26 protein-coding genes are annotated in these 23,400 nt (G+C 60.5%); 6 read left to right on the forward strand and 20 right to left on the reverse strand.

Annotated elements, in window-relative coordinates:
- Window positions 1-53: 53 nt before the first annotated feature.
- Window positions 54-572, reverse strand: coding sequence for a flavodoxin FldB (gene fldB, locus GWQ27_RS12055; protein WP_005317454.1), 519 nt, complete (start codon window positions 570-572; stop codon window positions 54-56).
- Window positions 573-777: 205 nt separating this feature from the next.
- Between fldB and xerD the strand changes: the two genes are divergently transcribed.
- The gene (gene xerD, locus GWQ27_RS12060) at window positions 778-1,689 is read left to right on the forward strand and encodes a site-specific tyrosine recombinase XerD (RefSeq protein WP_011898435.1); all 912 of its coding nucleotides are present in this window, start codon (window positions 778-780) and stop codon (window positions 1,687-1,689) included.
- 90 nt (window positions 1,690-1,779) lie between these two features.
- Here xerD and mscL read toward each other — a convergent pair whose 3' ends face one another.
- Window positions 1,780-2,187, reverse strand: coding sequence for a large-conductance mechanosensitive channel protein MscL (mscL, locus tag GWQ27_RS12065; protein WP_212538951.1), 408 nt, complete (start codon window positions 2,185-2,187; stop codon window positions 1,780-1,782).
- A gap of 257 nt (window positions 2,188-2,444) precedes the next feature.
- Here mscL and GWQ27_RS12070 point away from each other — a divergent pair, with 257 nt between their 5' ends.
- The 4 genes from GWQ27_RS12070 to nqrE all read left to right on the forward strand — a co-directional run bounded on the left by GWQ27_RS12070 (window position 2,445) and on the right by nqrE (window position 6,346).
- Window positions 2,445-3,161, forward strand: a complete 717-nt coding sequence (locus GWQ27_RS12070; RefSeq protein WP_275907458.1) for a disulfide isomerase DsbC N-terminal domain-containing protein — start codon at window positions 2,445-2,447, stop codon at window positions 3,159-3,161.
- Window positions 3,127-4,857, forward strand: coding sequence for a single-stranded-DNA-specific exonuclease RecJ (gene recJ, locus GWQ27_RS12075; protein ID WP_275907459.1), 1,731 nt, complete (start codon window positions 3,127-3,129; stop codon window positions 4,855-4,857). Before GWQ27_RS12070 ends, recJ begins: the two co-directional genes overlap by 35 nt.
- Before the next feature lie 411 nt (window positions 4,858-5,268).
- A complete protein-coding gene (locus tag GWQ27_RS12080; protein ID WP_111587697.1) occupies window positions 5,269-5,580 on the forward strand; it encodes a hypothetical protein in 312 nt (103 codons plus the stop codon).
- A 166-nt stretch (window positions 5,581-5,746) separates the two neighbouring features.
- Window positions 5,747-6,346, forward strand: a complete 600-nt coding sequence (gene nqrE / locus GWQ27_RS12085) for an NADH:ubiquinone reductase (Na(+)-transporting) subunit E (protein ID WP_275907460.1) — start codon at window positions 5,747-5,749, stop codon at window positions 6,344-6,346.
- A 41-nt stretch (window positions 6,347-6,387) separates the two neighbouring features.
- Here nqrE and GWQ27_RS12090 read toward each other — a convergent pair whose 3' ends face one another.
- The 18 genes from GWQ27_RS12090 to leuS form a co-directional block, all read right to left on the reverse strand.
- Window positions 6,388-6,960, reverse strand: coding sequence for an alpha/beta fold hydrolase (locus GWQ27_RS12090; RefSeq protein WP_265432794.1), 573 nt, complete (start codon window positions 6,958-6,960; stop codon window positions 6,388-6,390).
- Between the two features lie 141 nt (window positions 6,961-7,101).
- Window positions 7,102-7,593 carry a GNAT family N-acetyltransferase gene (locus GWQ27_RS12095; protein ID WP_265432795.1) on the reverse strand — a complete coding sequence of 164 codons (492 nt, stop codon included), beginning with the start codon at window positions 7,591-7,593 and terminating at the stop codon, window positions 7,102-7,104.
- Window positions 7,594-7,713: 120 nt separating this feature from the next.
- The gene (lipA, locus tag GWQ27_RS12100) at window positions 7,714-8,679 is read right to left on the reverse strand and encodes a lipoyl synthase (protein WP_017412924.1); all 966 of its coding nucleotides are present in this window, start codon (window positions 8,677-8,679) and stop codon (window positions 7,714-7,716) included.
- Window positions 8,680-8,764: 85 nt separating this feature from the next.
- Window positions 8,765-9,442, reverse strand: coding sequence for a lipoyl(octanoyl) transferase LipB (gene lipB / locus GWQ27_RS12105; RefSeq protein ID WP_005317363.1), 678 nt, complete (start codon window positions 9,440-9,442; stop codon window positions 8,765-8,767).
- Window positions 9,443-9,523: 81 nt separating this feature from the next.
- Window positions 9,524-9,787, reverse strand: coding sequence for a DUF493 family protein YbeD (ybeD, locus tag GWQ27_RS12110; RefSeq protein WP_005317360.1), 264 nt, complete (start codon window positions 9,785-9,787; stop codon window positions 9,524-9,526).
- Window positions 9,788-10,066: 279 nt separating this feature from the next.
- A complete protein-coding gene (locus tag GWQ27_RS12115) occupies window positions 10,067-11,257 on the reverse strand; it encodes a serine hydrolase (protein WP_059111444.1) in 1,191 nt (396 codons plus the stop codon).
- A gap of 195 nt (window positions 11,258-11,452) precedes the next feature.
- Window positions 11,453-12,412, reverse strand: coding sequence for a septal ring lytic transglycosylase RlpA family protein (locus GWQ27_RS12120; protein WP_275907461.1), 960 nt, complete (start codon window positions 12,410-12,412; stop codon window positions 11,453-11,455).
- Window positions 12,354-13,352, reverse strand: a complete 999-nt coding sequence (mltB, locus tag GWQ27_RS12125) for a lytic murein transglycosylase B (protein ID WP_275907462.1) — start codon at window positions 13,350-13,352, stop codon at window positions 12,354-12,356. The genes GWQ27_RS12120 and mltB overlap by 59 nt, the downstream gene beginning before the upstream one ends.
- Window positions 13,352-13,486, reverse strand: coding sequence for an FtsW/RodA/SpoVE family cell cycle protein (locus tag GWQ27_RS12130; protein ID WP_111587331.1), 135 nt, complete (start codon window positions 13,484-13,486; stop codon window positions 13,352-13,354). The genes mltB and GWQ27_RS12130 overlap by 1 nt, the downstream gene beginning before the upstream one ends.
- Window positions 13,486-14,589 (reverse strand): rod shape-determining protein RodA, encoded by a 1,104-nt coding sequence (gene rodA, locus GWQ27_RS12135; RefSeq protein WP_021138172.1) that lies wholly within the window; start codon window positions 14,587-14,589, stop codon window positions 13,486-13,488. Before rodA ends, GWQ27_RS12130 begins: the two co-directional genes overlap by 1 nt.
- The gene (gene mrdA, locus GWQ27_RS12140) at window positions 14,582-16,498 is read right to left on the reverse strand and encodes a penicillin-binding protein 2 (protein ID WP_021138173.1); all 1,917 of its coding nucleotides are present in this window, start codon (window positions 16,496-16,498) and stop codon (window positions 14,582-14,584) included. The genes rodA and mrdA overlap by 8 nt, the downstream gene beginning before the upstream one ends.
- A gap of 47 nt (window positions 16,499-16,545) precedes the next feature.
- Entirely contained in the window at window positions 16,546-17,013 is a 468-nt protein-coding gene (gene rlmH / locus GWQ27_RS12145; protein ID WP_275907463.1) for a 23S rRNA (pseudouridine(1915)-N(3))-methyltransferase RlmH, read from the reverse strand.
- A gap of 19 nt (window positions 17,014-17,032) precedes the next feature.
- On the reverse strand, window positions 17,033-17,374 hold the full coding sequence (gene rsfS, locus GWQ27_RS12150) for a ribosome silencing factor (RefSeq protein ID WP_005317340.1): 342 nt from the start codon (window positions 17,372-17,374) through the stop codon (window positions 17,033-17,035).
- Window positions 17,375-17,559: 185 nt separating this feature from the next.
- A complete protein-coding gene (nadD, locus tag GWQ27_RS12155; protein WP_275907464.1) occupies window positions 17,560-18,204 on the reverse strand; it encodes a nicotinate-nucleotide adenylyltransferase in 645 nt (214 codons plus the stop codon).
- A gap of 76 nt (window positions 18,205-18,280) precedes the next feature.
- Entirely contained in the window at window positions 18,281-19,312 is a 1,032-nt protein-coding gene (holA, locus tag GWQ27_RS12160; RefSeq protein WP_275907465.1) for a DNA polymerase III subunit delta, read from the reverse strand.
- Window positions 19,312-19,458, reverse strand: coding sequence for a DNA polymerase III subunit delta (locus GWQ27_RS12165; RefSeq protein WP_275907466.1), 147 nt, complete (start codon window positions 19,456-19,458; stop codon window positions 19,312-19,314). The genes holA and GWQ27_RS12165 overlap by 1 nt, the downstream gene beginning before the upstream one ends.
- Window positions 19,459-19,471: 13 nt before the next feature.
- Window positions 19,472-19,954 carry an LPS assembly lipoprotein LptE gene (lptE, locus tag GWQ27_RS12170; protein ID WP_021138176.1) on the reverse strand — a complete coding sequence of 161 codons (483 nt, stop codon included), beginning with the start codon at window positions 19,952-19,954 and terminating at the stop codon, window positions 19,472-19,474.
- A gap of 166 nt (window positions 19,955-20,120) precedes the next feature.
- A complete protein-coding gene (leuS, locus tag GWQ27_RS12175; RefSeq protein ID WP_111587335.1) occupies window positions 20,121-22,700 on the reverse strand; it encodes a leucine--tRNA ligase in 2,580 nt (859 codons plus the stop codon).
- 145 nt (window positions 22,701-22,845) lie between these two features.
- Here leuS and GWQ27_RS12180 point away from each other — a divergent pair, with 145 nt between their 5' ends.
- Entirely contained in the window at window positions 22,846-23,352 is a 507-nt protein-coding gene (locus GWQ27_RS12180; RefSeq protein WP_275907467.1) for a zinc ribbon-containing protein, read from the forward strand.
- Window positions 23,353-23,400 lie beyond the last annotated feature (48 nt).

Below are 23,400 nucleotides of genomic sequence, written 5' to 3' on the forward strand. Positions count from 1 at the left end.
ATAACTGCGCCCGGACGGCCAATGCATCGGGACACTGGCCGCCGGTCAGGGGCTCACAACAGTTCGTGGATCTCGCCGAGGATCTGGTCGACCCACTGCTCGATGCGGGATTCGGTCTGGTCATACTGGTTGGCGTCATCGAGGGCCAGCCCGACAAAATGCCGGCCATCGTCGATCAGCGCCTTGGAGGCGTCGAACTCGTACCCTTCGTTTGGCCAGTAACCCACCAGTTTGACCCCCTTGGGCACCAGCTGATCGTGCAGGAGGCCCAAGGCATCCTGATACCATTCGCCATATCCCAGCTGATCGCCCATGCCAAACAGGGCTATGATGCGCCCCTCCAGATTGACATCGGCTATGTCTTCCCAACGGGATTCCCAATCTTCCTGCAGTTCGCCGAAATCCCAGGTGGAGATGCCCAGGATCAGGATGTCGTACTCCTGCATGCGGACAAGGGGCACATCCTTGATGTTATGGATATCGACCAGCTCGGGGCCAATGAGGGCGCGGATCTTCTCGGCGGCCATCTCGGTGTAACAGGTGGTGGAACCGTAAAACAAACCTATCTTCATCGCACTGTCCTTACCGTAAAACAGATCGCTCTTCATCCTGGCGGCGCGTGGGGCGTACGCGCCCGGAGGCAACAGGGAGGGGCGCCAGTTTAGCAGATAGACCGACGCCCTTCACGGGGCAAGCGTGGTACCGCCCCTCAGATCCCGCTGTCGTCCGGCGCCGGGCGCGCTACAATGAGCCACCGTTTGCCCAAGACCCAGTACCATGACCAAGCCAGCCCCCGCCGTGCACAATCATCCCCTGATCGAACCCTTTCTCGACGCCCTCTGGCTGGAGCGGGGACTCTCTGACAACACAGTCAGCTCCTATCGCAGCGATCTGGAGAAATTTGCTTTCTGGCTCGACGGGCAGGGGCGCTCTTTGTTGCTGGCGGGAATGGATGACATACAGCACTATCTCGCCTGGCGGGTGGACCACCAGTTTGCCGCCAGCAGCACGGCTCGCTTTCTGTCTGCCCTGCGCCGCTTTTACCAGTATCTGAACCGCGAAAAGCTGCGCAGCGATGATCCGACCGTGTTGCTGGAGGGGCCCAAACTGCCCAAGAAGCTGCCCTCTGATTTGAGTGAAGCCGAGGTGGAAGCACTGTTGCAATCACCGCTGGTGGACGACCCGCTGGAGCTGAGGGACAAGGCGATGCTGGAGCTGCTCTACGCCACAGGGCTGCGGGTCTCCGAGCTGGTGGGGCTCACCGCCGAGCATGTCAGCCTGCGTCAGGGGCTGGTGCGGGTGGTAGGCAAGGGCAACAAGGAGCGACTGGTGCCCATGGGGGAGGAAGCGGTGCACTGGCTGGAGCGTTACTACCGCGAGGCCCGCACCCTGCTGTTGGGGGGCACCAGCTCGGATGTGGTATTTCCCTCCAAGCAGGCCCGCATGATGACCCGTCAAACCTTCTGGCACAGGATCAAACTCTATGCCCAGCGTGCCGGTATCCGCGGGGAGTTGTCTCCCCACACCTTGCGCCACGCCTTTGCTACCCACCTGCTCAACCATGGCGCCGATCTGCGGGTGGTGCAGATGCTGTTGGGCCATGCCGATCTCTCCACTACCCAGATTTACACCCATGTGGCCAATGAGCGACTCAAGGCGCTGCACGGCGAGCACCATCCCCGGGCCTGAGTCTTGGTCTGTGCATGTTTCACACAACAAAAAAACCGCCCTTTACTTCACCCGGGCAGTTTTTTTCGAACACACGACAGGGGTTGGCGCTTATTTTTCCTGCTGGGATTTGAGCAGATCACGAATTTCGCTCAGCAGCTCCTGATCCTTGGTGGGACCGGCGGGGGCGGCTGCTTCTTCCTGCTTGCGCTTGAGGGTGTTGATGGCTTTGAGCCCCATGAAGATGGCGAAGGAGATGATCAGAAAATCGATGATGGTCTGGATAAATTTGCCGTAGGCGATGACCACGGCCGGGGTCGCACCCTCGGCGGCCTTCAGGGTCACGGCCAGATCGCTGAAGTCCACACCACCCAGGATCAGGCCGATGGGTGGCATGATGACGTCGCCCACGAAGGAGGAGACGATTTTGCCGAAAGCGGCGCCAATGATGATACCGACCGCCATGTCGATGACGTTGCCTCGGGCGGCAAAGGCCTTGAACTCTTGAATCAGACTCATGTTTCCCTCCAAAAATGGGTAAATTGCAGCCGTCGCCGCATCAAAATTTGAATAATCAAGCATCAGGAAAACAGAGGATGGCCGCTTTTTCCTGTCGTCACGGTTAGCTTGCTGGGCCGCTGCCCAATTGGCAACCTGTCAGGGAGGGATTTTTTTGCAGGTCTCTCTATTAATCAATCAGTAATTAACAAGTTGAGGCCAGGACATGGCCTGAGTTACCTTGTGAGTCCATTCGTTCATGCCAAGTGAGTAAAAGAGTGAAGCATTTACTACTGGGAATGATGCTGCTGTGTACCTTTGCTGCCAGCGCGGGGATGGATCCCCAATTATTGAAACAGCGTATAGAGCAGCGGCTCGGGGTGCAGGTCTATCTGGTGGATGAAACCCCCATGCCCGGTCTCTTCATGCTGGGCACCAGTCAGGGGCCGCTCTATACCGATGCCGGGGGCGACTATGTGCTTCAGGGCATCATGCTGGATCTGGGCCACGACATGAAAAACCTCACCATGCTGGGCCAGCGTCAGCAACGTCAGCGGGCGCTGGCCCAGATTGGCGAACGGCGTATGCAGCTCAAGGCCGAGCCCGAGCGCCACAGCATCACTCTCTTTACCGACCTGGCCTGTGGCAACTGCCGCACCGCGCTGGATGAGTTGCCCATTTTGCAGGCACAGGGGGTGAGTGTGCAGTTACTGCCAGCACTGGGTACCTTCGCCGATGTGGCAGAGGCACAGGCGCTCTGGTGCGATCCTGGCCTGTTCAGCGAACTTGAGCTCAGTGATCGTTTGCCTGCGACCGGCTGTAATGAGATCCTTGCCCATCATATCGGCCTGAGCCAGTGGCTCGGGATCAAGGCGCTGCCGAGCTGGGTCCTGCCAAACGGGGATCTGGTGCGGGGTTATCAGAGCCCTGAACAACTGCTCAAGATACTGGATCACATCAATGCCCCTGCAAATCCGTCGTCGTCCGCGAGTTGATGATTCCCATCTGCCCGCTACTTTGCACCCACTGCTTCGTCAAGTCTTTGCCAGCCGGGGGGTAGAGGATCCTGCCCTGCTCGAGCGCAGTGCCAGCTCGCTGCTGCCACCCCAGCGCCTGTTCGGCATGGAGCAGGCGGTGCCGCTGCTGGCAGCGGCGCTCACCGCCCAGCAGCGCATCCTCATCGTCGGCGATTTTGACTGCGATGGCGCCACCAGCTCGGCCCTGTGCGTGCTGGCGTTGCGAGCAATGGGCGGCCACCACATCGATTTTCTGGTGCCCAACCGTTTCGAATTCGGCTATGGCCTGACCCCCGAGATAGTCGAGCTGGCGGTGGCGCGCGGCGCCGAGTTCCTCATCACGGTGGACAACGGTATCTCCAGCATCGCCGGGGTGGCGGCGGCCAAGGCGGCCGGCATGCAGGTTCTGGTCACCGATCATCACCTGCCGGGCCAGGAGCTGCCTGCTGCCGACGCGATAGTGAACCCCAACCAGCACGGCTGCGACTTCCCCTCCAAGTCCCTGGCCGGGGTGGGGGTGGCCTTCTATCTGATGGCGGCCCTCAACACCCACCTGCGCCAATTGGACTGGTATGAGCGCCAGGGCATTCGTGCCCCTAATGTTGCGGATTATCTGGATCTGGTGGCGCTCGGCACAGTCGCCGACGTGGTGGCGCTGGATGGCAATAACCGCATCCTGGTGCATCAGGGGTTGCAGCGGATCCGGGCCGGTCGCTGCCGTCCCGGCATTCAGGCGCTGGTGGACGTGTCGGGCCGCGATGGCCGCCGTCTCACCGCCGCCGACCTTGGTTTCGCGCTGGGGCCGCGTCTCAATGCCGTGGGCCGGCTCGATGACATGTCCCTCGGGGTCGCCTGTCTGCTCAGCGACGATCTCAATCTGGCACGCCAGCTTGCCTCCGAGATGGACAGCCTCAATCAGGAGCGCAAGGAAATAGAGCAGGGGATGCAGCAGGAGGCGCTCGCCACCCTGGAGCAGATCCGCTTTCGCGATGGCGAGGTGCCTTCCGGCATAGTGCTGCACAGAGACGAGTGGCATCAGGGGGTAGTGGGGCTGGTGGCCTCCAAGGTGAAGGAGAAGTACTACAGGCCGGTGATCGCGTTTGCCGAGAGCAGCGAGACCGAGCTCAAGGGTTCAGGTCGCTCCATTCCCGGTGTGCATCTGCGCGATGCCCTCGAACTGCTCGATACCCGCCATCCGGGCCTGATGGGCAAATTTGGCGGCCACGCCATGGCGGCGGGGCTGACCCTGCCCAAGGCCAATATCGAGGCCTTTGGCCGCGCCTTCGAGGCGGTGATCGGCGAGCTGGTGACCCCTGAGCTGCTGACCGGGGTACTGCTCACCGACGGTGAACTGCTGCCGGATGAGCTCGGCCTTGAGCTGGCTGAGCTTATTCGCGCCTCCGGCCCCTGGGGCCAGGCCTTCCCCGAGCCGCTGTTTGACGGCGAATTCGTGCTGGTGCAGCAGCGACTGGTGGGGGAAAAACACCTCAAGATGATGCTGACCACGGATTCGGGCCATGCGGTGGATGCCATCGCCTTCGGGGTCGACCTCAAGCGCTGGCCGGATGCCTCGGTAAAGCGGGTGCGGCTGGTCTACCGGCTCGACGTCAACGAGTGGCGCGGCAACCGCAGCGTGCAACTGCTGGTGGAGCATCTGGAAGCGGCCGGTCTCTAGTCCGGCAGCAATAGCGCTTTGTTGATGAAAACGGCCACCCTCGGGTGGCCGTTTTGTTATCGGAGACGGCGCTCATCACACCTGATGGACTCGAGTGCCAACAAGAGGGGCCGGTACGCCCCCATTTTCATCTCAGCTTTTAAATGCCGATTTTGTGGGTAAAGTGGGTGTTTCACATCAAATTTCGCTGCGTACTGGATGCAAGAATTCAATAAATAGCGTACCTGTGATATATTCCCCCCCCCGTTCAATCCCTTGCCTTTTCAAGGAGCCTGACCCTTGCCACTCCTTGGCCGATCACAGCCGGGATGGATGGCTCTCGCCATCGCCTGCTTACTGTGGCTTGCTGCGTTTACCGCGGCAGGGGTCACTGCATCCGATCAGCCGGCATCTGTTGTGTCTGCAGCCCCGATGCAACTGCACGGGGCGTCCGATCAAGGGTTGGCAAACAGTGTCAGTCTGCCACCTGCCGCTCATTGGCGGCTCGGCGTCGAGCAGGGGCGCTGGCTGGAGGGGGCCAATCACCCCCATTTCGACCAGATGCTGCTGGCCTGGTTCCAGCACGACATCCTGGGCCTGCTCTGCGGCCTGCTGTTCTTCCTGCCCCTCATCTACCTCAGGCAGCTGTCCAGCTACTTGGGGGACCTTCATAAACGGCTGCTGTTCGGCCAGCATCTGCAATTTCGCTTCTGCCACGGCCACTCGCGTCCGGCTTGCTGCTGAGCGCGCACCGGATCCGGCTTTTTCCCGTCGACTGACTGTTTGACTTCTCTGCTGGCTGACGCCTGCGATCGGTTGCCGCGCCTTGTTGCCCCTGCCAGTTTGCTCTGACCTGTTGGTCAGGGTGCCGTGGCAGGGTTGTTCCCTGCACAAGCTGTGAGCCGATCCGATGGATTATTATGTAAACCTGTTTATTCAGTCGATTTTTGTCGAAAACCTGGCCCTCGCCTTCTTTCTGGGCATGTGTACCTTTCTGGCCGTCTCCAAGAACATCAACACGGCATTTGGCCTGGGCATGACGGTGCTGGTGGTCATGGTGATCGCCATTCCCCTCAACAATCTGATCTACCGTCATATCCTGCGGCCCGAGAGCACCTTCCTAGGGGAGTTTGATCTCGGTTTTCTCGATTTCATTATCTATATCGGGGTGCTTGCCGCGCTGGTGCAGGTGATGGAGATGGTGCTCGACAAGCATTTCCCGGCGCTCCATCACGCCCTGGGCATCTATCTGCCGCTGTTGACGGTGCACTGCGCCATCTTCGGCGGTGTCATGTTCATGGCCCAGCGGGATTACGATTTCATCGAATCCGTGGTGTATGGAGCGGGCTCCGGACTTGGCTGGTTGCTGGCCATCGTCGCCATCGCCGGCCTGCGCCAGAAGATGAAGTATTCGGATGTGCCCGAGGGGCTGCGCGGCATCGGCATCACCTTCATAGTGGCAGGGCTGATGTCGCTCGGCTTCATGTCCTTCTCCGGCATGTCGCTCTAGGCACGCTATCTGTGAAAACGGCCACTTGCGTGGCCGTTTTGCTATTCGGCGGGGGTTATCATCCCCAGCAGCCGGTCGTGGACCAGCGGCAGTGTCAGGAAGCCGTCCCGATCGAGGAAGTGGCCACCCTGCTCCAGGCTGTAGAGTGGCGCGGCCAGCTGCTCGCTCAGGTGCTGGCAGTAGCGATAGGGCACTATGGCATCATCGCGGGAGGCAACGACAACCCGTTGTGGTGCCAGTGTCATGATGTGCGCCGGGTCGTAACGCTGGGTCATGAAGGCATCCAGCTCCGGCAGGGTATGCAGTGGCTGGTCGAAACCGGATACCAGCAGGATACCGCCCACCCGGCGGGAGGCGGGCAGGCGGCTGAGCTGGCGCAGTATGGCGATGCAGCCGAGGCTGTGGCCCAGCAGGAAGGTGTGCTCGTCGTGATCCCGCACCAGAGTGTCCATGGCGGCATCCCAGGCCGCCGGTTCCGGCCGATGCGGGTCCGGCATGGCCAGCACCTCGACCCGGATATCGTGGGCTTCGAGTTTCTCCTTGAGCCAGGGGAACCAGTGAGACTGGGGGGAGGCGGTGTAACCGTGCACGATAAAGACGCGGGTGTGTGACATCTGCATGATCCTGAAACGGGGCAACAGGGAATGAAAAACCGTGCCGCTGCGGCAACTGGCCGGGGCGGCCACATCATAGCAGCCCCCGCCTGACCGCAACACGCCCCTGGCGGGATGGGGGCAAGATGAGGCTCAACAAAACTAACCCAGCAGCTTGGCCATGTTGTGCCCTGTGATGATGAAGCCTGCCTCCTGATAGAGCGCCAGGGCCCGCGGGTTGTCGTACGCGACCCGCAGCTTGATCTGGCTGATGCCACTGACCCTGAGACTGGTTTCCAATGCCGCTATGGCGGCCTTGCCATAGCCCTGGCTGCGCAGGGCCGGGTCGATATAGAAGTCGTAGATAAAGGTGGCGTCGTCATCGGCATCGATGGCGTGCCAGAGATAGCCCAGCGGCTTTGCCTCTTCTCCCGTCACCTCGCCCGGCATGATGCAGAGCAAACAGTGACCCTGGGTGGCGATCCCCTGTGGCAGGTACTGCAGCAGGGATGCCTCGGACTTGCGGCGAGCGGTGGCGAGATCATAGCCATGGTTGCTGGCCAGATCTTGTGCGTAGTCCTCGAGGGAGCGGTCGTAGAAGACGGAATAATAGGCAGCGCTCATGGGGAGCAGACGAACGAGGGGGGTTGGCATCTTGGGTATCACTCCTGAAAAAGGAGCGATTACGTTAACGCTATGGCGGGGCGATCGCAAACGACTGATCTACAAGAAGAGCGCCCTTGGGCGCTCTTCTTTGGTGAAGGAGGGAAGAGATTACTTGACCTCTTCACCCTTGGCTTGCAGGTCCGCATGGTAGGAGGAGCGCACGAAGGGGCCGCAGGCGGCGTGGGAGAAGCCCAGCCCCATGGCGACATCTTTCAGCTCGTCAAACTCTGCGGGCGGCACGTAGCGCTTCACCGGCAGGTGGTGGCGGCTCGGCTGCAGGTACTGACCCAGGGTCAGCATGTTGACACCGTGCTCGCGCAGATCTTTGAGCACCTGCACTATCTCTTCGTTGGTCTCGCCAAGGCCCATCATGACACCGGATTTGGTCGGCACATGGGGGTGCATCTCCTTGATGCGGCGCAGCAGCTCAAGGGACCACTTGTAGTCGGCACCGGGGCGGGCGACACGGTACATGCGCGGCGCGGTTTCCAGGTTGTGGTTGAACACGTCCGGCGGCGTCTCGCGGAACACCTCCAGCGCCTGCTCCATGCGGCCACGGAAGTCCGGGGTCAGGATCTCGATGCGGGTCTGGGGGCTGTGCTCGCGGATCTGCTTGATACAGTCGGCGAAGTGCTGGGCACCGCCGTCGCGCAGATCGTCGCGGTCCACCGAGGTGATGACCACGTATTTCAGCCCCATCTCCTTGATGGTGAGTGCCAGCTTCTGCGGCTCGTCGGGATCCAGCGCCAGCGGGCGGCCGTGGGCCACGTCGCAGAAGGGGCAACGACGGGTGCAGATGGCCCCCATGATCATGAAGGTGGCGGTGCCGTGGTTGAAGCACTCGGCCAGGTTGGGGCAGGAGGCCTCTTCACACACTGAGTGCAGCTTGTTCTTGCGCAGCGTGCTCTTGATGTGCTCGATCTTCTGGCTCGACGGCGGCAGCTTGATCCGCATCCAGTCCGGCTTGCGCAGCACTTCCTCGTTGGGATCCGGCATGAATTTCACCGGGATCAGGGCCATCTTGTCGCCATCGCGCAGCTTGACGCCCGGCTCCATACGAACGGGTTTGCTCATGATTCACTCTCGGTGTTTGTTATTGTCTGGTTGATAGCCGTTTGGGCCATTTTCATGCCCTCATGGGCGCCCGGCATGGACTTGCTCATGGGGTATCGTCGGCATTCGTGATCGTTTGATAGCCAATCAGGCTGGCCAGTTCGGCCACCAGAATGGCTTGCGCCTCGGCCACACTTTGCGGGCCGCCCAGGGCGCTGGTCTGGGTCATGGCCATGCCCGCATAGCCGCACGGGTTGATGCGCAGGAAGGGGGTCATGTCCATGTTGATGTTCAGTGCCAGGCCGTGAAACGAGCAACCCTTGCGGATCCGCAGGCCCAGGGAGGCGAGTTTGGCCTCCATGCCCAGTTCGTTGGTCACATAGACGCCGGGGGCATCGGCCTTGGCATAGGCCTGGATATCGCTTTTTGCCAGGGTATTGATGATGGCGGTCTCCAGGCAGGTCACCAGCTCGCGTACCGACAGCTTGCTGCGGCGCACATCCACCAGTACATAGAGCACCAGCTGGCCGGGGCCGTGGTAGGTCACCTGACCGCCACGATCGCTCTGCACCACGGGGATGTCACCGGGAGCGAGCAGATGCTCGGCCTTGCCAGCCTGGCCCTGGGTGTAGACAGGATCATGCTCCACCACCCAGAACTCATCCGGGGTATCGCTGGTGCGGTTATCGGTGAAGGCCTTCATGGCATCCCATACCGGCTGGTAGGGGCGGCGACCCAACTGTCTGACTAACAGCTGTGGTTGGGCGGGGATCTGGAGTGACATGGTTCCTCACTGACAGGCGCTTGAGTCGGCAAAACAGGATTGCACAAAATCAATCGCCCCTGGCGGGGCGAGAGAGGTGGCTTACAGAACGTAGCGAACCAGCTCGATCTTGCCGAGAGCTGTGTACATGGCTTCGATATGTTCCTTGCTCTGGGCCGTCACAGTGACCCGCACCGAGTGGTAGTTACCCTTGGTGCTGGGTTGAACGGTCGGGCTGTAAGTGCCTGGGGCGTGCTGCTGCAGCACTTCTACCACCAGATCAGGCAGTGCCGGATCGGCTACGCCGAGCACCTTGAACGGGAACTTGCAGGGGAACTCCAGCAGTTCATCAAACTTGGTATTCATCTACTCACCTTTTGGCGTCATCACGGGATGACCTTATCTTTCATCTTGTGTGGCCAAGTGGCCTATGGCCCATCAGGGCCGCCAGTACAAGTCTATATGGGCATTGCCCGGGCCGGGATCAAGGCCCGGACTGATCGACAAGACATGGAGGTGCTGCTTTTTACCACAAATCAGCTGTCGGCGGAACCTGCAGATTGCAGGGTTATTCGCTCACAGAGACCCAAACTGGAGAGCGGCGCCTATTGGCGCCGCTCTTTTATCACTATTTTATCCTGTGGCTTACTTGAACCAGCTGGTGACCAGCAGTACCAGGTAATCCCACAGACGGCTCATCAGACCGCCTTCCTGCACTTCTTCCAGCGCAACCAGGGGAACCTGCTTGATCTCCTTGTCGCCCTGCTTCAGGAACACTGTGCCCACTCGCTGACCCTTGGCCAGCGGTGCTTTCAGTTCGCTTTCAAGCTGGAAGTCCGCCTTCAGGTTGTTGCCCTGACCACGGGTGACCAGCACTGATACGTCCTTGTCGACACCCAGTTTCACTTCCGGCTTGTCACCCATCCAGATCTTCTGGGTGACCAGCTCGGTACCGGCCTTGTACGGGGTCAGGCTCTGGAAGAAACGGAAGCCGTAGGTGAGCAGTTTCTTGCTCTCGGCGGCGCGGGAACCTTCGCTGCTGGCACCCAGCACAACGGCGATCAGGCGCATGCCTTCATTGTTGGTGGCGGAGGAGACCAGATTATAACCAACCTGGCTGACGTGGCCTGTCTTGATGCCATCCACTTGCAGGGACTGATCCCACAGCAGGCGGTTACGGTTGTGCTGGGTGATGCCGTTGAACACGAAGGATTTCTGGGCGTAGATCTTGTACTCCTCCGGCTGATCGTGGATCAGGGCCTGACCCAGACGAGCCATGTCGCGAGCAGTACTGTAGTGACCTTCTTCATCCAGTCCGTGGGGGTTTTTGAATTGGGTATCTTTCATCCCCAGCTTGGCGGACCAGGCATTCATCAGACTGGCGAAGGAGTCAGTGCTGCCCGCCAGGAATTCGGCCATGGCGACGCAGGCGTCGTTGCCGGACTGGATGATGATGCCCTTGTTCAGATCATCGACGGAGACCTGTTTGCCCACCTCGATAAACATCTTGGAGGAGTCGGTGTAGTTTTTGGACCAGGCGTTCTTGCTGATGGTCACCATGTCGGTGTTCTTGATGTTTCCTTCCAGCAGCTCGTGACCAATGATGTAGGAGGTCATCATCTTGGTCAGGCTGGCGGGCGGCAGGCGTTCATCGGCGTTGTCTTCTGCCAGCACCTGGCCCGAGTAGTAGTCGATCAGAATATGGGCCTTGGCGGAGATCTCCGGCGCGGCGGGAACGACCATAGGGGCGGCGTTCGGTGTGGGTACAGGTGTGTTGGCCTGGGCGGTGGCGCTTATCAGGGAGGCCAGAATAACTGAACGGGCAAATTTGGACATCTTGAAATTCCTGGAGCCTGGATGGGGGGTAACCCAAATTAAAATGCGGGCTTAACTATACCAGAAGCGCCCGTTGGTCATAGTCCGACGTGCCATCTGGCCTGGTTTTTTATCCATCAATAGTGGGTATCACGCCGGGAAACGACGTGATACCCATCAAGATGGCGGTGGCCACCTTCATATGAGCCACACGGCTCAGGGGACGATAAAGGCTTGCTCCAGCCCCCCCTGACGGATCTGTGCCAGCAGGGTGGCCTGCTGATCGGCGGCGACCGGGCCCAGCAGGACACGGAAGAGGGCATTGTGTGTCACCACTTGATACGGCACGCCGTAGCGCTGGGTCATCACCTTGCCCATGGCCTCGGCTCTCTCTTTGGAGCCACTGGCCAGCACCTGGATCATCTTGCCGTCGCCGCTACTGGCGGGGGCGATTGCCTTGGTTGGTGCCGGTTTGGCTGCCGGGGCTTTGACGGGCGCGGCGGCAGCGGCAGGGGTTGCCATCGCCAGCGCGGTCGGTTCACCCAAGAAGCCATCTTGCGATATCGTCTTGGGCGCTGCTGCGGCCGCGGTCGTCGGGGTCATTGCGATGGGCTTCATCGGCTCCATGATCATCATCTGATCCGGCGTGTCGTTGATAAGCTCCAGTCGCACGCGGGCCTCGCCACTCGCTACCATATCCAGCTGCTCTGCGGCAGCGTAGGAGAGATCGATGAGACGATCACTGCCAAAGGGACCCCTATCGTTGACTCGCACTATGGTTTCCAGCCCGTTGCTCAGGTTGGTGACCCGCACATAGCTGGGCAGCGGCAGATTGCGGTGGGCGGCGCTGAACAGTTTGCTGTCCAGCACGTCGCCATTGGCGGTCTTCTGGCCGTCCAGATCCGGGGCCAGCCAGCTGGCGGTACCCTCTTCGGTATAGTGCTTGATGTCGCGCCACACCTCGTTCTTCTGCTTGCCAATCCAGTAGTCACGGTTGCCGCTGGCACTCAGGGGCTCGGGGCGCGGAATGGCGCCTGTGGCTTGTGGTATCTCTATGACCTGGGGTTTTTCCTGGGGCATGGGCGCTTGCGGCAGGGGGAGTTGTTCCGGCTGGCTGCTACAGGCGGCCAACAACAAGGTCAGGCTGAGCGGGAGAAATTTGTGGCTCTGATGCATACGCTTCCTGGATTGCTTGACTGAGTTGATGCACCGCCATCGCATAGAGAGGGCTGCGGTTATAGCGGGTGATCACGTAAAAATTGTGGCGCGCGACCCAGTATTCCGGTCCATCGGCCTGTTCCAATGCCAGCAACTTCACCGGCGTCTGTGGCGCCAGCTGCGTAGCGACTTCAATGCCGGCGGCGGCCAGCTCTGCCCACTGCTGCTTGAGTTCAGGCTCGGGTCTGAGCAGGGTACTGACGGGGGCCAGACCGATCAAGGCGGGCTCGACGGCAGACTCGCCCCAGCGCCATTGATGCTCGGCGAAATAGTTGGCGACGCTGCCGATGGCATCCACAGGGTTGCGAAACAGATCCCGCCGACCATCACCGTCAAAGTCGACTGCGTAGTGGCGATAACTGGAGGGCATGAACTGCCCCATTCCCATGGCACCGGCATAGGATCCCTTGAGCGTAGTGAGGGGCCACTGCTCCTCCCGGGCCAGCAGCACCAGCTGGGCAAACTCCTTGGCAAAGAAGTCGCTGCGTTCCGGATAGTGGAAGCCCAGGGTGTAGAGACTGTCGAGCACCGAGTGGCGGCCCATCTGGCGGCCATAGAAGGTTTCGATGCCTATGATGGCGACGATGAGGGCGGCGGGCACACGATAGGTCTGCTCGGCCCGTGCCAGGACATCGGCATGGCGTTGCCAGAAGCTGACTCCGTCCTGAATGCGGCTTGGCGTCACAAACAGCGGCCGATAGCGATGCCAGGGTTTGGCCTCCCACGGGCGGCTGATGGTGTCCAGGATCTCCTGGCGCAACTGCGCCTTGGCGGCAGCATCCTGCAACGCCGCCAGCGGCACCTGTTGCTGCTCCGCCAGCTGGCTCAGTCGCTCGGGCGAAACGGTCGCGCCCGCTGCCAGCGAGCACAGTGCGAGTGCCAGCCACCATGATTTCATCAGGCCAGCAGCCTTCTGTGAGTCTGGATGGACATCAGAATGCCGAAGCCCGCCATCAGGGTCACCATTGAGGTGCCACCATAGCTCACCAGGGGCAGGGGTACCCCACCACAGGCAGAATATATCCACCTCATCAGGCCAACAGCCTTCTGTGAGTTTGAATGGACATCAGAATGCCGAAGCCGGCCATTAGGGTCACCATTGAGGTGCCGCCATAGCTCACCAGGGGCAGGGGTACCCCCACCACAGGTAGTATGCCGCTCACCATGCCCATGTTGACGAACACATAGACGAAGAAGGTGAGGGTCAGGGCACCACCGAGCAGACGCTCGAAGCTGTTCTGGGCCTGCATGGAGATAAACAGGCAGCGGCTGATGATGTAAAGATAGATGACCAGCAGCAGAGCCACGCCCACCAGTCCGAACTCTTCGCTGAAGACCGCAAAGATAAAGTCGGTGTGGCGTTCGGGCAGAAACTCCAGCTGGGACTGGGTGCCTTGCAGCCAGCCTTTGCCAAACACGCCACCCGAACCGATCGCTATCTTGGACTGAATGATGTGATAGCCGCGACCCAGGGGGTCTTTCTCGGGGTCTAGCAGCATCAGCACCCGCTGGCGCTGGTAGTCGTGCATCAGGAAGAACCAGAGTACCGGCATGAAGGCGCAGATCAGCATCACCGCCAGAGCGATCAGCCACCAGCTGATCCCCGCCAGGAAGATGACGAAGAAGCCGGACGCGGCCACCAGTATGGAGGTGCCGAGATCGGGCTGGGCCGCGATCAGCAGGGTCGGCAGCAACACCATCAGCAGCGCAATGATCACATGGCTGAATTTGGGGGGCAGGGAGTGGCGACTGAGCCAGGCTGCCACCATGACGGGCATGGAGAGCTTCATCACCTCAGAGGGCTGGAACTTCATAAAGCCGAGATCAAGCCAGCGCTGCGCCCCCTTGCCGATGTGGCCAAACACGTCCACCGCGATCAGCAGCAAGACCACGACCACAAACAGGGGGACAGCCCAGCGCGCATAGAGTGAGGGAGGCAACTGGGCCAGGCCTATCATCAGGCCGAAGGCCAAGCCGCCGCGTACCAGCTGGCGCACTATGGAATCCACATCCTGACCGGAAGCGGAGTAGAGCACCACCATGGAGAGGGACATCAGGGCCAGCAGGCCGAGCAACAGCGGCAGGTCGATGTGCAGTTTGTACCAGAGACTCTGCTGCCGTGAGGAATTACTCATTGGGAACGACCTCGCTTGGTGGGGACGACGGCTTGGGCGCTGGTGGCAACTGGGGCTCAGGCGGTACCAGATAGGCATCCAGCATCTGGCGCGCCACGGGCGCTGCCATGCTACTACCACCACCGGCGTTTTCCAGCACCAGGGCCACCACGGCCTTGGGCGCATCAAAGGGGGCAAAGGCGACGAACAGTGCGTTGTCGCGATGCTCCACCTTCATGGTGCTGGCGTTGTAGACCTGATTCTCTTTCATGCCCACCACCTGGGCGGTACCCGACTTGCCTGCAGCCTTGTAGGGGGTATTGGCAAAGGCGCGCCGCCCGGTTCCTTCATGGCCGTTGATGACGCGCCACATGCCATCCCTAGCCACTTGCCAGTAGCTGTCGCTCTTGGCCTGAAGGGCGATATTGGGGTTGACGGGGGCGTTGACCACGCCCTCTTGCGAGGCGGTGCTCTTGAGCAGGTGTGGCGTCACGTCGTGGCCGTTCTGGGTCAGTATGCTGGTGGCCTTGGCCAGCTGGATCGGCGTGGAACTCCAGTAGCCCTGACCTATGCCGATGGAGATGGTGTCCCCCTGATACCAGGGCTGGCGCCAGCGTGCCATCTTCCAGTCGCGGGACGGCATGACGCCTCGGGTCTCTTCATACAGATCCACGCCACTGTACTGGCCGAAGCCGAACTTGGTCATGTAGCTGTGGATCTTGTCGATACCGACCCGATAGGCGAGATCGTAGAAATAGGTATCCGCCGACACCTCGATGGCGCGGTAGACATCGAGCCAGCCGTGACCCCATTTACGCCAGTCACGAAACTTTTTGGTGGTGCCCGGAATGGAGAAGCTGGGGCCGCCGAAGTAGCGATAGTTGGCGGTGATGGCCCCTTCGTTCAGCCCCATTACCGCCATCATGGGCTTGACGGTGGAGGCGGGGGCATAGATGCCCTGGGTGGTGCGGTTCACCAGTGGGCGGGCCGGATCGTTGAGCAGCGCCGAATAATTGGTGTTGGAGATGCCGGTCACGAACAGGTTGGGGTCATAGCTGGGGCTCGACTCCATGGCCAGGATGGCGCCCGTATTGGGATCCATCATGACGATGGCGCCCCGGCGACCGGCCAGCAGTTCCTGAGCCTTCAGTTGCAGGCGGATGTCGATATTGAGGTAGATGTCCTTGCCAGGCTCGGGCGGCTGGAATTTGAGGGTACGTACCACCCGGCCGCGGTTGTTCACCTCGACCTCCTGATAACCGGCTACCCCGTGCAGCTGATCCTCGTAGAATTTCTCCACCCCCTGCTTGCCGATGTCTTTGGTGGCGGCATAGTTGGCGAATTTTTCCTCTTTCTTGAGACGAGCCTCATCCTGGGTGTTGATCTTGGCCACATAGCCCAGCGCATGGGTGAGGGTGTCACCAAACGGATAGTAACGCTTGAGGTAAGCCTCGATGCTGGCACCCGGGAAGTTGTGCTGGTTGACCGAGAAGAGGGCGACCTGATACTCGGTCAGCTTCTCGAACAGGGGGACCGGCTTGAAGCGGCGCTGGCGCTTGACCTCGGCCAGGAACTTCTCCTTGGTCCCCTCTGGCAGCGCCAGCAGGGTGATCAGCTCATCGGCGGTCTTGTCCAGATCCCGAGTCTCTTCCGGCACGATTTCCAGGCTGTAAACCGGGCGGTTTTCCGCCAGCAGCACGCCGTTGGCGTCATAGATGAGGCCCCGCGGCGGCGCCACGGGCACAACCCGGATCCGGTTGTCGTTGGATCGGGTCTGATAGGTTTCGAAGGACTCGACCTGCAGATAATAGAGATTGCCCAGCAACACCAGCATCAGCACCACCATGCCGATGTAGGCGACCAGGGTGCGTCGGAAGAAGAGGCGGCCTTCGGCGCTGTGGTCGCGCATTTCGATGCGATTCTTCAGCATGCCGCTACCTTATGGCTGACGAAGGGAGAAGACAAAAACCCCATGGGTTATTCCCTGTGATACGGATGATTGGTGGTAATGCTCCAGGCGCGATAGAGGCTCTCGGCCACCAGCACCCGTACCAGCGGATGGGGCAGGGTCAGCGGCGACAGCGACCAGCTCTGTTCGGCGGCGGCCTTGCACTCCGGCGACAAGCCCTCCGGGCCTCCCACCAGCAGGGCCACATCGCGGCCATCCAGTTTCCAGGCTTCCAGTTGCACGGCGAGTTGTTCCGTGGTCCAGGGCTTGCCAGGGATATCCAGGGTCACAAGACGCGAGCGGCCGGCAGCGGCCAGCATGGCTTCCCCTTCTTTTTGCAGGATGCGGGGAATGTCGGCATTTTTACCGCGTTTTCCGGCGCTAATTTCGACGAGTTCGAATGGCATGTCTTTGGGAAAACGGCGACGGTACTCTTCGAAGCCACGCTCTACCCAGGCAGGCATCTTGGTGCCCACTGCAATCAACTGGATCTTCATCGTTTGTTACACTTGTGCCCTATTGCGCATTCACTTGAGCGGCACCGCTCCAGAGTTTTTCCAGTTGGTAGAAATCGCGATACTCATCCTGCATCACGTGCACTATCACGGACCCCAGGTCCACCAGTACCCATTCACCCGTGAGCTGGCCTTCCACGCTCAGCAGGTCGAGCCCCGCATGGCGGGCTTCGCTGGCCAGATTGTGAGCGATGGCGCTGACGTGGCGGCTGGAGTTGCCGGAACAGACGATCATGGTGTCCGTGATGCTGGATTGACCGCGCACATCGAGGGTGATGATGTCGCGGCCTTTCATGTCATCGATCTTGTCGACGATAAAGGCTTGCAGTTCTTGGCCTTGCAATGATTCTCTCCTGTATTCCGGCGCCCTGCTACTTACGTCAGGGCGGCGGATTATATCATGGTCACTCCCGTTTCCCAGTCTGGTGAAGGGGAGTGGAGCGGGGGCCATGCCGGGTCGGCAAACCAGGCCCCTGTTGATCAATATAGTGCGCAACCGGCCCGGACAATAGTCGGCACCAGTTGCATTCAGCCCGCCAGGTAGAGGCCCTGTTGCCGGATGTAATCGGCCACAGAGGCTGGCAGCAGATAACGGGGATCCTGTCCCGCCGCCAGCAGCTCTCTTAGCCGGGTTGCCGACAGCGCTATGGGCAGATTGTCTGCCAGCCAGATATGGCCGGCAAGGCGCCGGTGCAGCGCGGTGGCATCCGTGGTGTGATGGCGTGCCAGCAGGTCGGCCACCTCGGTCGGGTAGTCAGGTTGCCAGCCGGGGCGCACGCTCACCACCAGGTGGGCGTAATCGGGCAGTGCCTGCCAGCGATGCCAGCTTGGCAGCGTGAGCAATGAATCCATCCCCATCAGGAAGCAGAGCGGGGTATCGGGCAGTTCTTCCCGCAGCGCCATAAGGGTATCTATGGTGTAAGACGGCTTGTCCCGCTTGAGTTCCCGTTCATCCACTACAAACCCCGGGTTTTCCGCCGCCGCCAGTCTGACCATGGCGAGGCGCTGCTCGCTCGAACAGAAGGGATTGGCCTTGTGGGGCGGTATATGGTTCGGTATCAGGCGGATCTCGGCCAGCCCCAGTGCGTCGCGCGCCTCGATGGCTGGCCGCAAATGGCCGATATGGATGGGGTCGAAGGTGCCGCCCAGCAGGCCGATGGGTGCTGTCAGCATGACCTTGCCCCCACATTGTCAAATCGCTTGCTGGCAACAGGGCGACTTCGGTTCTTCAGGTCTGGCGGCGAGCTCATCATGATGCTGGCTCCAGCAAAGGCAGGGGAGTGCCATCGCGAAAACCGAGGGCGAGGGTCTGCAACATCAGCCAGGCCCGTTCGGTGTCGAAGCGACGCAAGGCGTCGTCAAGCTGGGCCATCAGTTGCCACAACTGCTGCAACTTGGTGAAGGGCAACCGGGTCAGCGCCTGCTGGATCAATTGCTGGCGGCTCTGCCAGATGCGCAGGCGTGAGAAGTGCTCCACCAGCGGCTGGCCGGCTCTGGCAGCCAGGGCCAGCTCGGTGAGCTGTTCCAGCTCCCGGCACAAGGCCCAGGAGAGCATGCCGGGCTCTGTGCCCTCGGCGCGCAGGGCCAGCAGAATGCGCTGGGCCCGGTTTACCTTGCCTTCCAGCAGGGTATCGATGAGCTGGAATGGCGTGAAGTGGGCGTGACGTATGATGGTCTCTTGCAGATAGGCGACGCTGATGGGCTGGGGCGGCGCCAGCAGGGTCAGTTTTTCTATCTCCTGGCTCGCGGCCAGCAGGTTGCCCTCGTAAGAGTGGCACATGAAGTTGATGGCATCGGGCAGCGCCTTGAGGCCGAAACGCTGGAAGCGGGCCCCCATCCAGCGTGGAAAGAAGCGGGGCTCGGGGTGATTGACCGGCACATAGGTACCGCCCTGGCTGAGCTTGTCGAACCAGGCTGCCTTCATCTGGGTCTGGTTGAGGCGACCACCGCTGAGCACCAGCAGCAGGTCAGGGTGCAGTTGCTTGCTAATCTCGCTGATGCGGGCGGCGAGATCTTTGTCGACCTTGGCCGGCAGCTCCAGCTCTATGATCTGGCGGGCGGAGAAGAGGCTCATGGCCTGGCAGGCATCGTAGACCTGATTCCAGTCCAGTCCCGCCTCGACCACGAAGCTATGACGCTCGTCGAAACCTTGCTTGCGGGCGACCTGACGGATGGCGTCGATAGCCTCCAGCTTCAGCAGAGGCTCGTCACCAAAGATGAGGTAACAGGGCTTGAGTCCTGTCTTGAGATGATCTGCGAACTGCTCGGGATAGATCCGCATCAGAACTTGGCCTGGTTGAGTCGGTGGGTCGCAGGGGAGATGGCCTGCTCTTGCAAATTGCGCAGAAGCTCGTCACTAAAAACGAGATAGCAGGGCTTGAGCCCTGCTTTGAGATGGTCCGCGAACTGCTCGGGGTAGACTCTCATCAAGATGCTCGCATCAGAACTTGACCTGGCTCAGCTGGCGGATGACCAGACTGGCGGCCTGCTCCTGCATCTCCTTGCCCAGCTGCTCCTGCTCACGGGAGGAGGCCAGTGCCGCGTCAGGTTTGTTCAGGAAGCTGCGGTTGAAGGTGATGGGAAACACCTGAGTCGGTTTGCCCGGCATGGAGACGGTGAATTGGGTGCTGTAGCCCAGCAAATACTCACGATCCTGGCCGATGGCGTCAACCGAGGCTACCTGGCTGGTGCTGCGCACGCCAGCCAGGGTGAGCACAGGGATGCCCTCCTTGTCTGCGAGCTGTACGCCCGCGGCCTTGAGACGAGTGGTCACCAGACGGTAGAAGTCGCTCTTGTTGTCACCGACCACCTTCATGGTCATCAGCTCGGGCGGGATGGCGGTGCCCCGCATCTGAAAACCGCAGGCCTGCAACAGCAAGCCCATCAGTGCGATGGCCATCCAGCGAGTGAGGGTGGTGCCCATATGAAATCCTCTTTGCGTGAAGTGAAGAGCGGCGGGCGTCTGCCCGCCGTCATCATGATTGGCAACGGTCAGCTGACCCCTTCCCGACCTGCTTGTTTGCAAGGGGGAAGGAGCAAGACGCTCCCTCCCATGACAAAAGGAGTGCAGGGGAGAAGCCTTGCCACCATTAGCTAGCGACAATGTTGAGCAGCTTGCCCGGTACATAGATAACTTTGCGCACTGTCAGACCGTCGGTGAACTTCTGTACAGAGGCATCGGCCATGGCGAGCTTCTCGACATCAGCCTGGCTTACCTCGGCCGGCACTGTCAGTTTGCCGCGCATCTTGCCGTTGATCTGCACCACGACCAGCTTCTCGGTCTCGACCATGGCAGCTTCATCGGCCACCGGCCAGGTGGCGTGATCCACGTCGTCGCCCTTGCCCAGCATCTTCCACAGCTCGAAGCCGATGTGCGGGGTGATGGGGGAGAGCATGACCACAACGGCTTCCAGCGCTTCCTGCATCAGGGCGCGGTCCTGCTCGTCTGAGCCGAGCTTGGAGAGATTGTTCATCAGTTCCATGATGGCGGCGATGGCGGTATTGAAAGTCTGACGGCGACCCACGTCATCGCTCACCTTGGCGATGGTCTTGTGCAGCTCGCGGCGAACGGCTTTCTGTTCGCTGGTGAGGGCTGCCACATCCAGTGCCGGAACGGCACCCGCAGAGACGTGCTCGAAGGTCAGACGCCACAGGCGACGCAGGAAGCGCTGTGCGCCTTCTACACCGGAGTCGGACCACTCCAGGGTCATCTCGGCCGGGGAGGCGAACATCATGAACAGACGGACGGTATCGGCGCCGTAACGCTCGACCATCAGCTGAGGGTCTATGCCATTGTTCTTGGACTTGGACATCTTGGTCATGCCGGAGTGAATCACTTCGCGACCCTCAAGGTCGATGGCCTTGGTGATGCGACCCTTGTCGTCACGCTCTACCTTGACGTCGGTCGGGCTGACCCAGACGTTGCCGCCCTTCTCGTCTTTGTAGTAGAAGGCGTCGGCCAGCACCATGCCCTGGCAGAGCAGGCGCTTGAACGGCTCGTCGCTGTTCACCAGACCCGCGTCACGTAGCAGTTTGTGGAAGAAGCGGGCGTAGAGCAGGTGCATACAGGCGTGCTCGATGCCGCCTATGTACTGATCCACCGGCAGCCAGTGGTTGGCAGCAGCCGGATCCAGCATACCCTTGTCGTAGTCTGGTGAGCAGTAGCGGGCGTAGTACCAGGAGGACTCCATAAAGGTGTCAAAAGTGTCAGTTTCCCGGAACGCTTCCTGGCCGTTGTAAGTGGTCTTGGCCCACTCGGCATCGGCCTTGATCGGGCTCTGGATGCCATCCATCACCACATCTTCCGGCAGCAGTACCGGCAGCTGATCTTCCGGTGTCGGCACAACTGTGCCGTCAGCCAGGGTCAGCATGGGGATGGGGGCACCCCAGTAACGCTGACGGGAGACGCCCCAGTCGCGCAGACGGAAGTTGACGGTGCGTTTGCCCTTGCCGAGCGCTTCCAGCTTGCTGGCGATGGCATCGAAAGCTGCCTGGAACTCGAGACCGTCGAACTCGCCGGAGGCGAACAGCACGCCCTTGTCGGTGTAGGCGGCCTCGGTCACGTTCGGCGCTTCACAGTCAGCCTGCTTGATCACCGCCTTGATCTCGAGACCGTACTTGGTGGCGAACTCATGATCGCGCTGGTCGTGGGCAGGGACTGCCATCACGGCGCCGGTGCCGTAGTTCATCAGTACGAAGTTGGCGACCCAGACCGGCACCTTGCGACCATCCAGCGGATGAATGGCATAGAGGCCGGTGGCCATGCCTTTCTTTTCCATGGTGGCCAGTTCTGCTTCGGCAACCTTGGTGTTCTTGCATTCGTCGATAAAGGCGGCCAGAGCCGGATTGGTGGCGGCAGCCTGCAGGGCCAGCGGGTGACCGGCGGCGATGCCCACATAGGTGACACCCATCAGGGTATCGGGACGGGTGGTGTAGACCTCGAGGTCACCATCCTGATCGGCGATCTGGAAGTGGATGTTGACCCCTTCGGAGCGGCCAATCCAGTTGCGCTGCATGGTCTTGACCATCTCCGGCCAGCCTTCCAGATTGTCGATGTCGTTCAACAGCTCTTCGGCGTAGTCGGTGATCTTGATGAACCACTGGGGGATCTCTTTTTGCTCCACCGGGGTGTCACAGCGCCAGCAGCAGTTGTCGACCACCTGCTCGTTGGCCAGCACTGTCATGTCGTTCGGACACCAGTTGACGGAGGAGGTTTTCTTGTAGACCAGACCCTTTTCGTACAGCTTGGTGAAGAACCACTGCTCCCAGCGGTAGTAATCCGGCTTGCAGGTCGCCAGCTCGCGATCCCAGTCATAACCCAGCCCCAGCATCTTCAGCTGGTTCTTCATGTATTCGATGTTTTCGTAGGTCCAGGGGGCCGGTGCGGTATTATTCTTGACCGCGGCGTTCTCCGCCGGCAGACCGAATGCATCCCAACCTATGGGTTGCAGCACGTTCTTGCCATTGAGGCGTTGATAACGGGAGATCACATCACCTATGGTGTAGTTACGAACGTGCCCCATGTGTAGACGACCAGACGGATAGGGGAACATGGACAGGCAGTAGAATTTCTCCTTGTCTACTTTCTCCACGGCCTTGAAGGTTTTCTTGGCATCCCAGTGCTTTTGCACTGCTGGTTCGATCGATTGGGGAACGTATTGCTCTTGCATTGGTGACATCCGGATCTGTGAAATGAATAGATAAATCAGCTGGGAAATCGCAATAGAATACCCATATCCAGCGGCGGCAACAACCGCCAGCATCCGTCAGGCCTTATGCCGGGCATGATCAGGGTTCAGTAGAGGAGTAACGACCATGGACAAACGTCAAAAAGGGTACGAAGCCTTCATTGCAGAGTTGCAAAAGCAGTGGCAGGAGACCGAACAGTTCCAGGGGGAGCGCCTCAACCGGATGATCGCCAAGGTGCAGGCCTATCTGGAGGCCGCCAGCGATCTGACCCAGGATGAGCTGGCGCTGATCGCCGAATACGTGAAGCGGGATCTGGGCAACTATGAGCTGAGCCGCAACGATGATAAAGCCCGCAGCGATGAGGCCGTGGAGGAGTCCGCCTTCATGCTGGCCCTCAAAGACACCGCCTGGTCCTGGCTGGCGGATGTGACCGACCGCGCCCAGGTGGAGTGGCGCGAGCTGGCCGACGAGCTGGAACACAAAGGAGTGTACGCAGCGGGAGACTGGGTGGGACTCGGCGTCATGGTGTGCGAGCAGTGCGGCTGGCGCCATACAGTGCTGCACCCTCAACCACTCGATACCTGCCCCGAATGTGGTGGCCACGAATATCACCGCGAGCCGCTCTCGCCCTGAATACCATCAACTAGCGAAATGAAATGGCAAGAGGCGCCCCATGGGGCG

It is taken from the genome of Aeromonas sp. 5HA1 (assembly GCF_029237245.1).
Classification (GTDB): domain Bacteria; phylum Pseudomonadota; class Gammaproteobacteria; order Enterobacterales; family Aeromonadaceae; genus Aeromonas; species Aeromonas salmonicida.

Excerpts from the sequence above, each read along its gene's own strand:
- fldB (WP_005317454.1), bottom strand. The coding sequence starts at position 572 with ATGAAGATAGGTTTGTTTTACGGTTCCACCACCTGTTACACCGAGATG.
- xerD (WP_011898435.1), top strand. The coding sequence starts at position 778 with ATGACCAAGCCAGCCCCCGCCGTGCACAATCATCCCCTGATCGAACCC.
- mscL (WP_212538951.1), bottom strand. The coding sequence starts at position 2,187 with ATGAGTCTGATTCAAGAGTTCAAGGCCTTTGCCGCCCGAGGCAACGTC.
- recJ (WP_275907459.1), top strand. The coding sequence starts at position 3,127 with ATGCCCCTGCAAATCCGTCGTCGTCCGCGAGTTGATGATTCCCATCTG.
- GWQ27_RS12080 (WP_111587697.1), top strand. The coding sequence starts at position 5,269 with ATGCAACTGCACGGGGCGTCCGATCAAGGGTTGGCAAACAGTGTCAGT.
- nqrE (WP_275907460.1), top strand. The coding sequence starts at position 5,747 with ATGGATTATTATGTAAACCTGTTTATTCAGTCGATTTTTGTCGAAAAC.
- GWQ27_RS12090 (WP_265432794.1), bottom strand. The coding sequence starts at position 6,960 with ATGTCACACACCCGCGTCTTTATCGTGCACGGTTACACCGCCTCCCCC.
- GWQ27_RS12095 (WP_265432795.1), bottom strand. The coding sequence starts at position 7,593 with ATGCCAACCCCCCTCGTTCGTCTGCTCCCCATGAGCGCTGCCTATTAT.
- lipA (WP_017412924.1), bottom strand. The coding sequence starts at position 8,679 with ATGAGCAAACCCGTTCGTATGGAGCCGGGCGTCAAGCTGCGCGATGGC.
- lipB (WP_005317363.1), bottom strand. The coding sequence starts at position 9,442 with ATGTCACTCCAGATCCCCGCCCAACCACAGCTGTTAGTCAGACAGTTG.
- ybeD (WP_005317360.1), bottom strand. The coding sequence starts at position 9,787 with ATGAATACCAAGTTTGATGAACTGCTGGAGTTCCCCTGCAAGTTCCCG.
- GWQ27_RS12115 (WP_059111444.1), bottom strand. The coding sequence starts at position 11,257 with ATGTCCAAATTTGCCCGTTCAGTTATTCTGGCCTCCCTGATAAGCGCC.
- GWQ27_RS12120 (WP_275907461.1), bottom strand. The coding sequence starts at position 12,412 with ATGCATCAGAGCCACAAATTTCTCCCGCTCAGCCTGACCTTGTTGTTG.
- mltB (WP_275907462.1), bottom strand. The coding sequence starts at position 13,352 with ATGAAATCATGGTGGCTGGCACTCGCACTGTGCTCGCTGGCAGCGGGC.
- GWQ27_RS12130 (WP_111587331.1), bottom strand. The coding sequence starts at position 13,486 with ATGAGGTGGATATATTCTGCCTGTGGTGGGGTACCCCTGCCCCTGGTG.
- rodA (WP_021138172.1), bottom strand. The coding sequence starts at position 14,589 with ATGAGTAATTCCTCACGGCAGCAGAGTCTCTGGTACAAACTGCACATC.
- mrdA (WP_021138173.1), bottom strand. The coding sequence starts at position 16,498 with ATGCTGAAGAATCGCATCGAAATGCGCGACCACAGCGCCGAAGGCCGC.
- rlmH (WP_275907463.1), bottom strand. The coding sequence starts at position 17,013 with ATGAAGATCCAGTTGATTGCAGTGGGCACCAAGATGCCTGCCTGGGTA.
- nadD (WP_275907464.1), bottom strand. The coding sequence starts at position 18,204 with ATGCTGACAGCACCCATCGGCCTGCTGGGCGGCACCTTCGACCCCATC.
- holA (WP_275907465.1), bottom strand. The coding sequence starts at position 19,312 with ATGCGGATCTATCCCGAGCAGTTCGCAGATCATCTCAAGACAGGACTC.
- GWQ27_RS12165 (WP_275907466.1), bottom strand. The coding sequence starts at position 19,458 with ATGAGAGTCTACCCCGAGCAGTTCGCGGACCATCTCAAAGCAGGGCTC.
- lptE (WP_021138176.1), bottom strand. The coding sequence starts at position 19,954 with ATGGGCACCACCCTCACTCGCTGGATGGCCATCGCACTGATGGGCTTG.
- leuS (WP_111587335.1), bottom strand. The coding sequence starts at position 22,700 with ATGCAAGAGCAATACGTTCCCCAATCGATCGAACCAGCAGTGCAAAAG.
- GWQ27_RS12180 (WP_275907467.1), top strand. The coding sequence starts at position 22,846 with ATGGACAAACGTCAAAAAGGGTACGAAGCCTTCATTGCAGAGTTGCAA.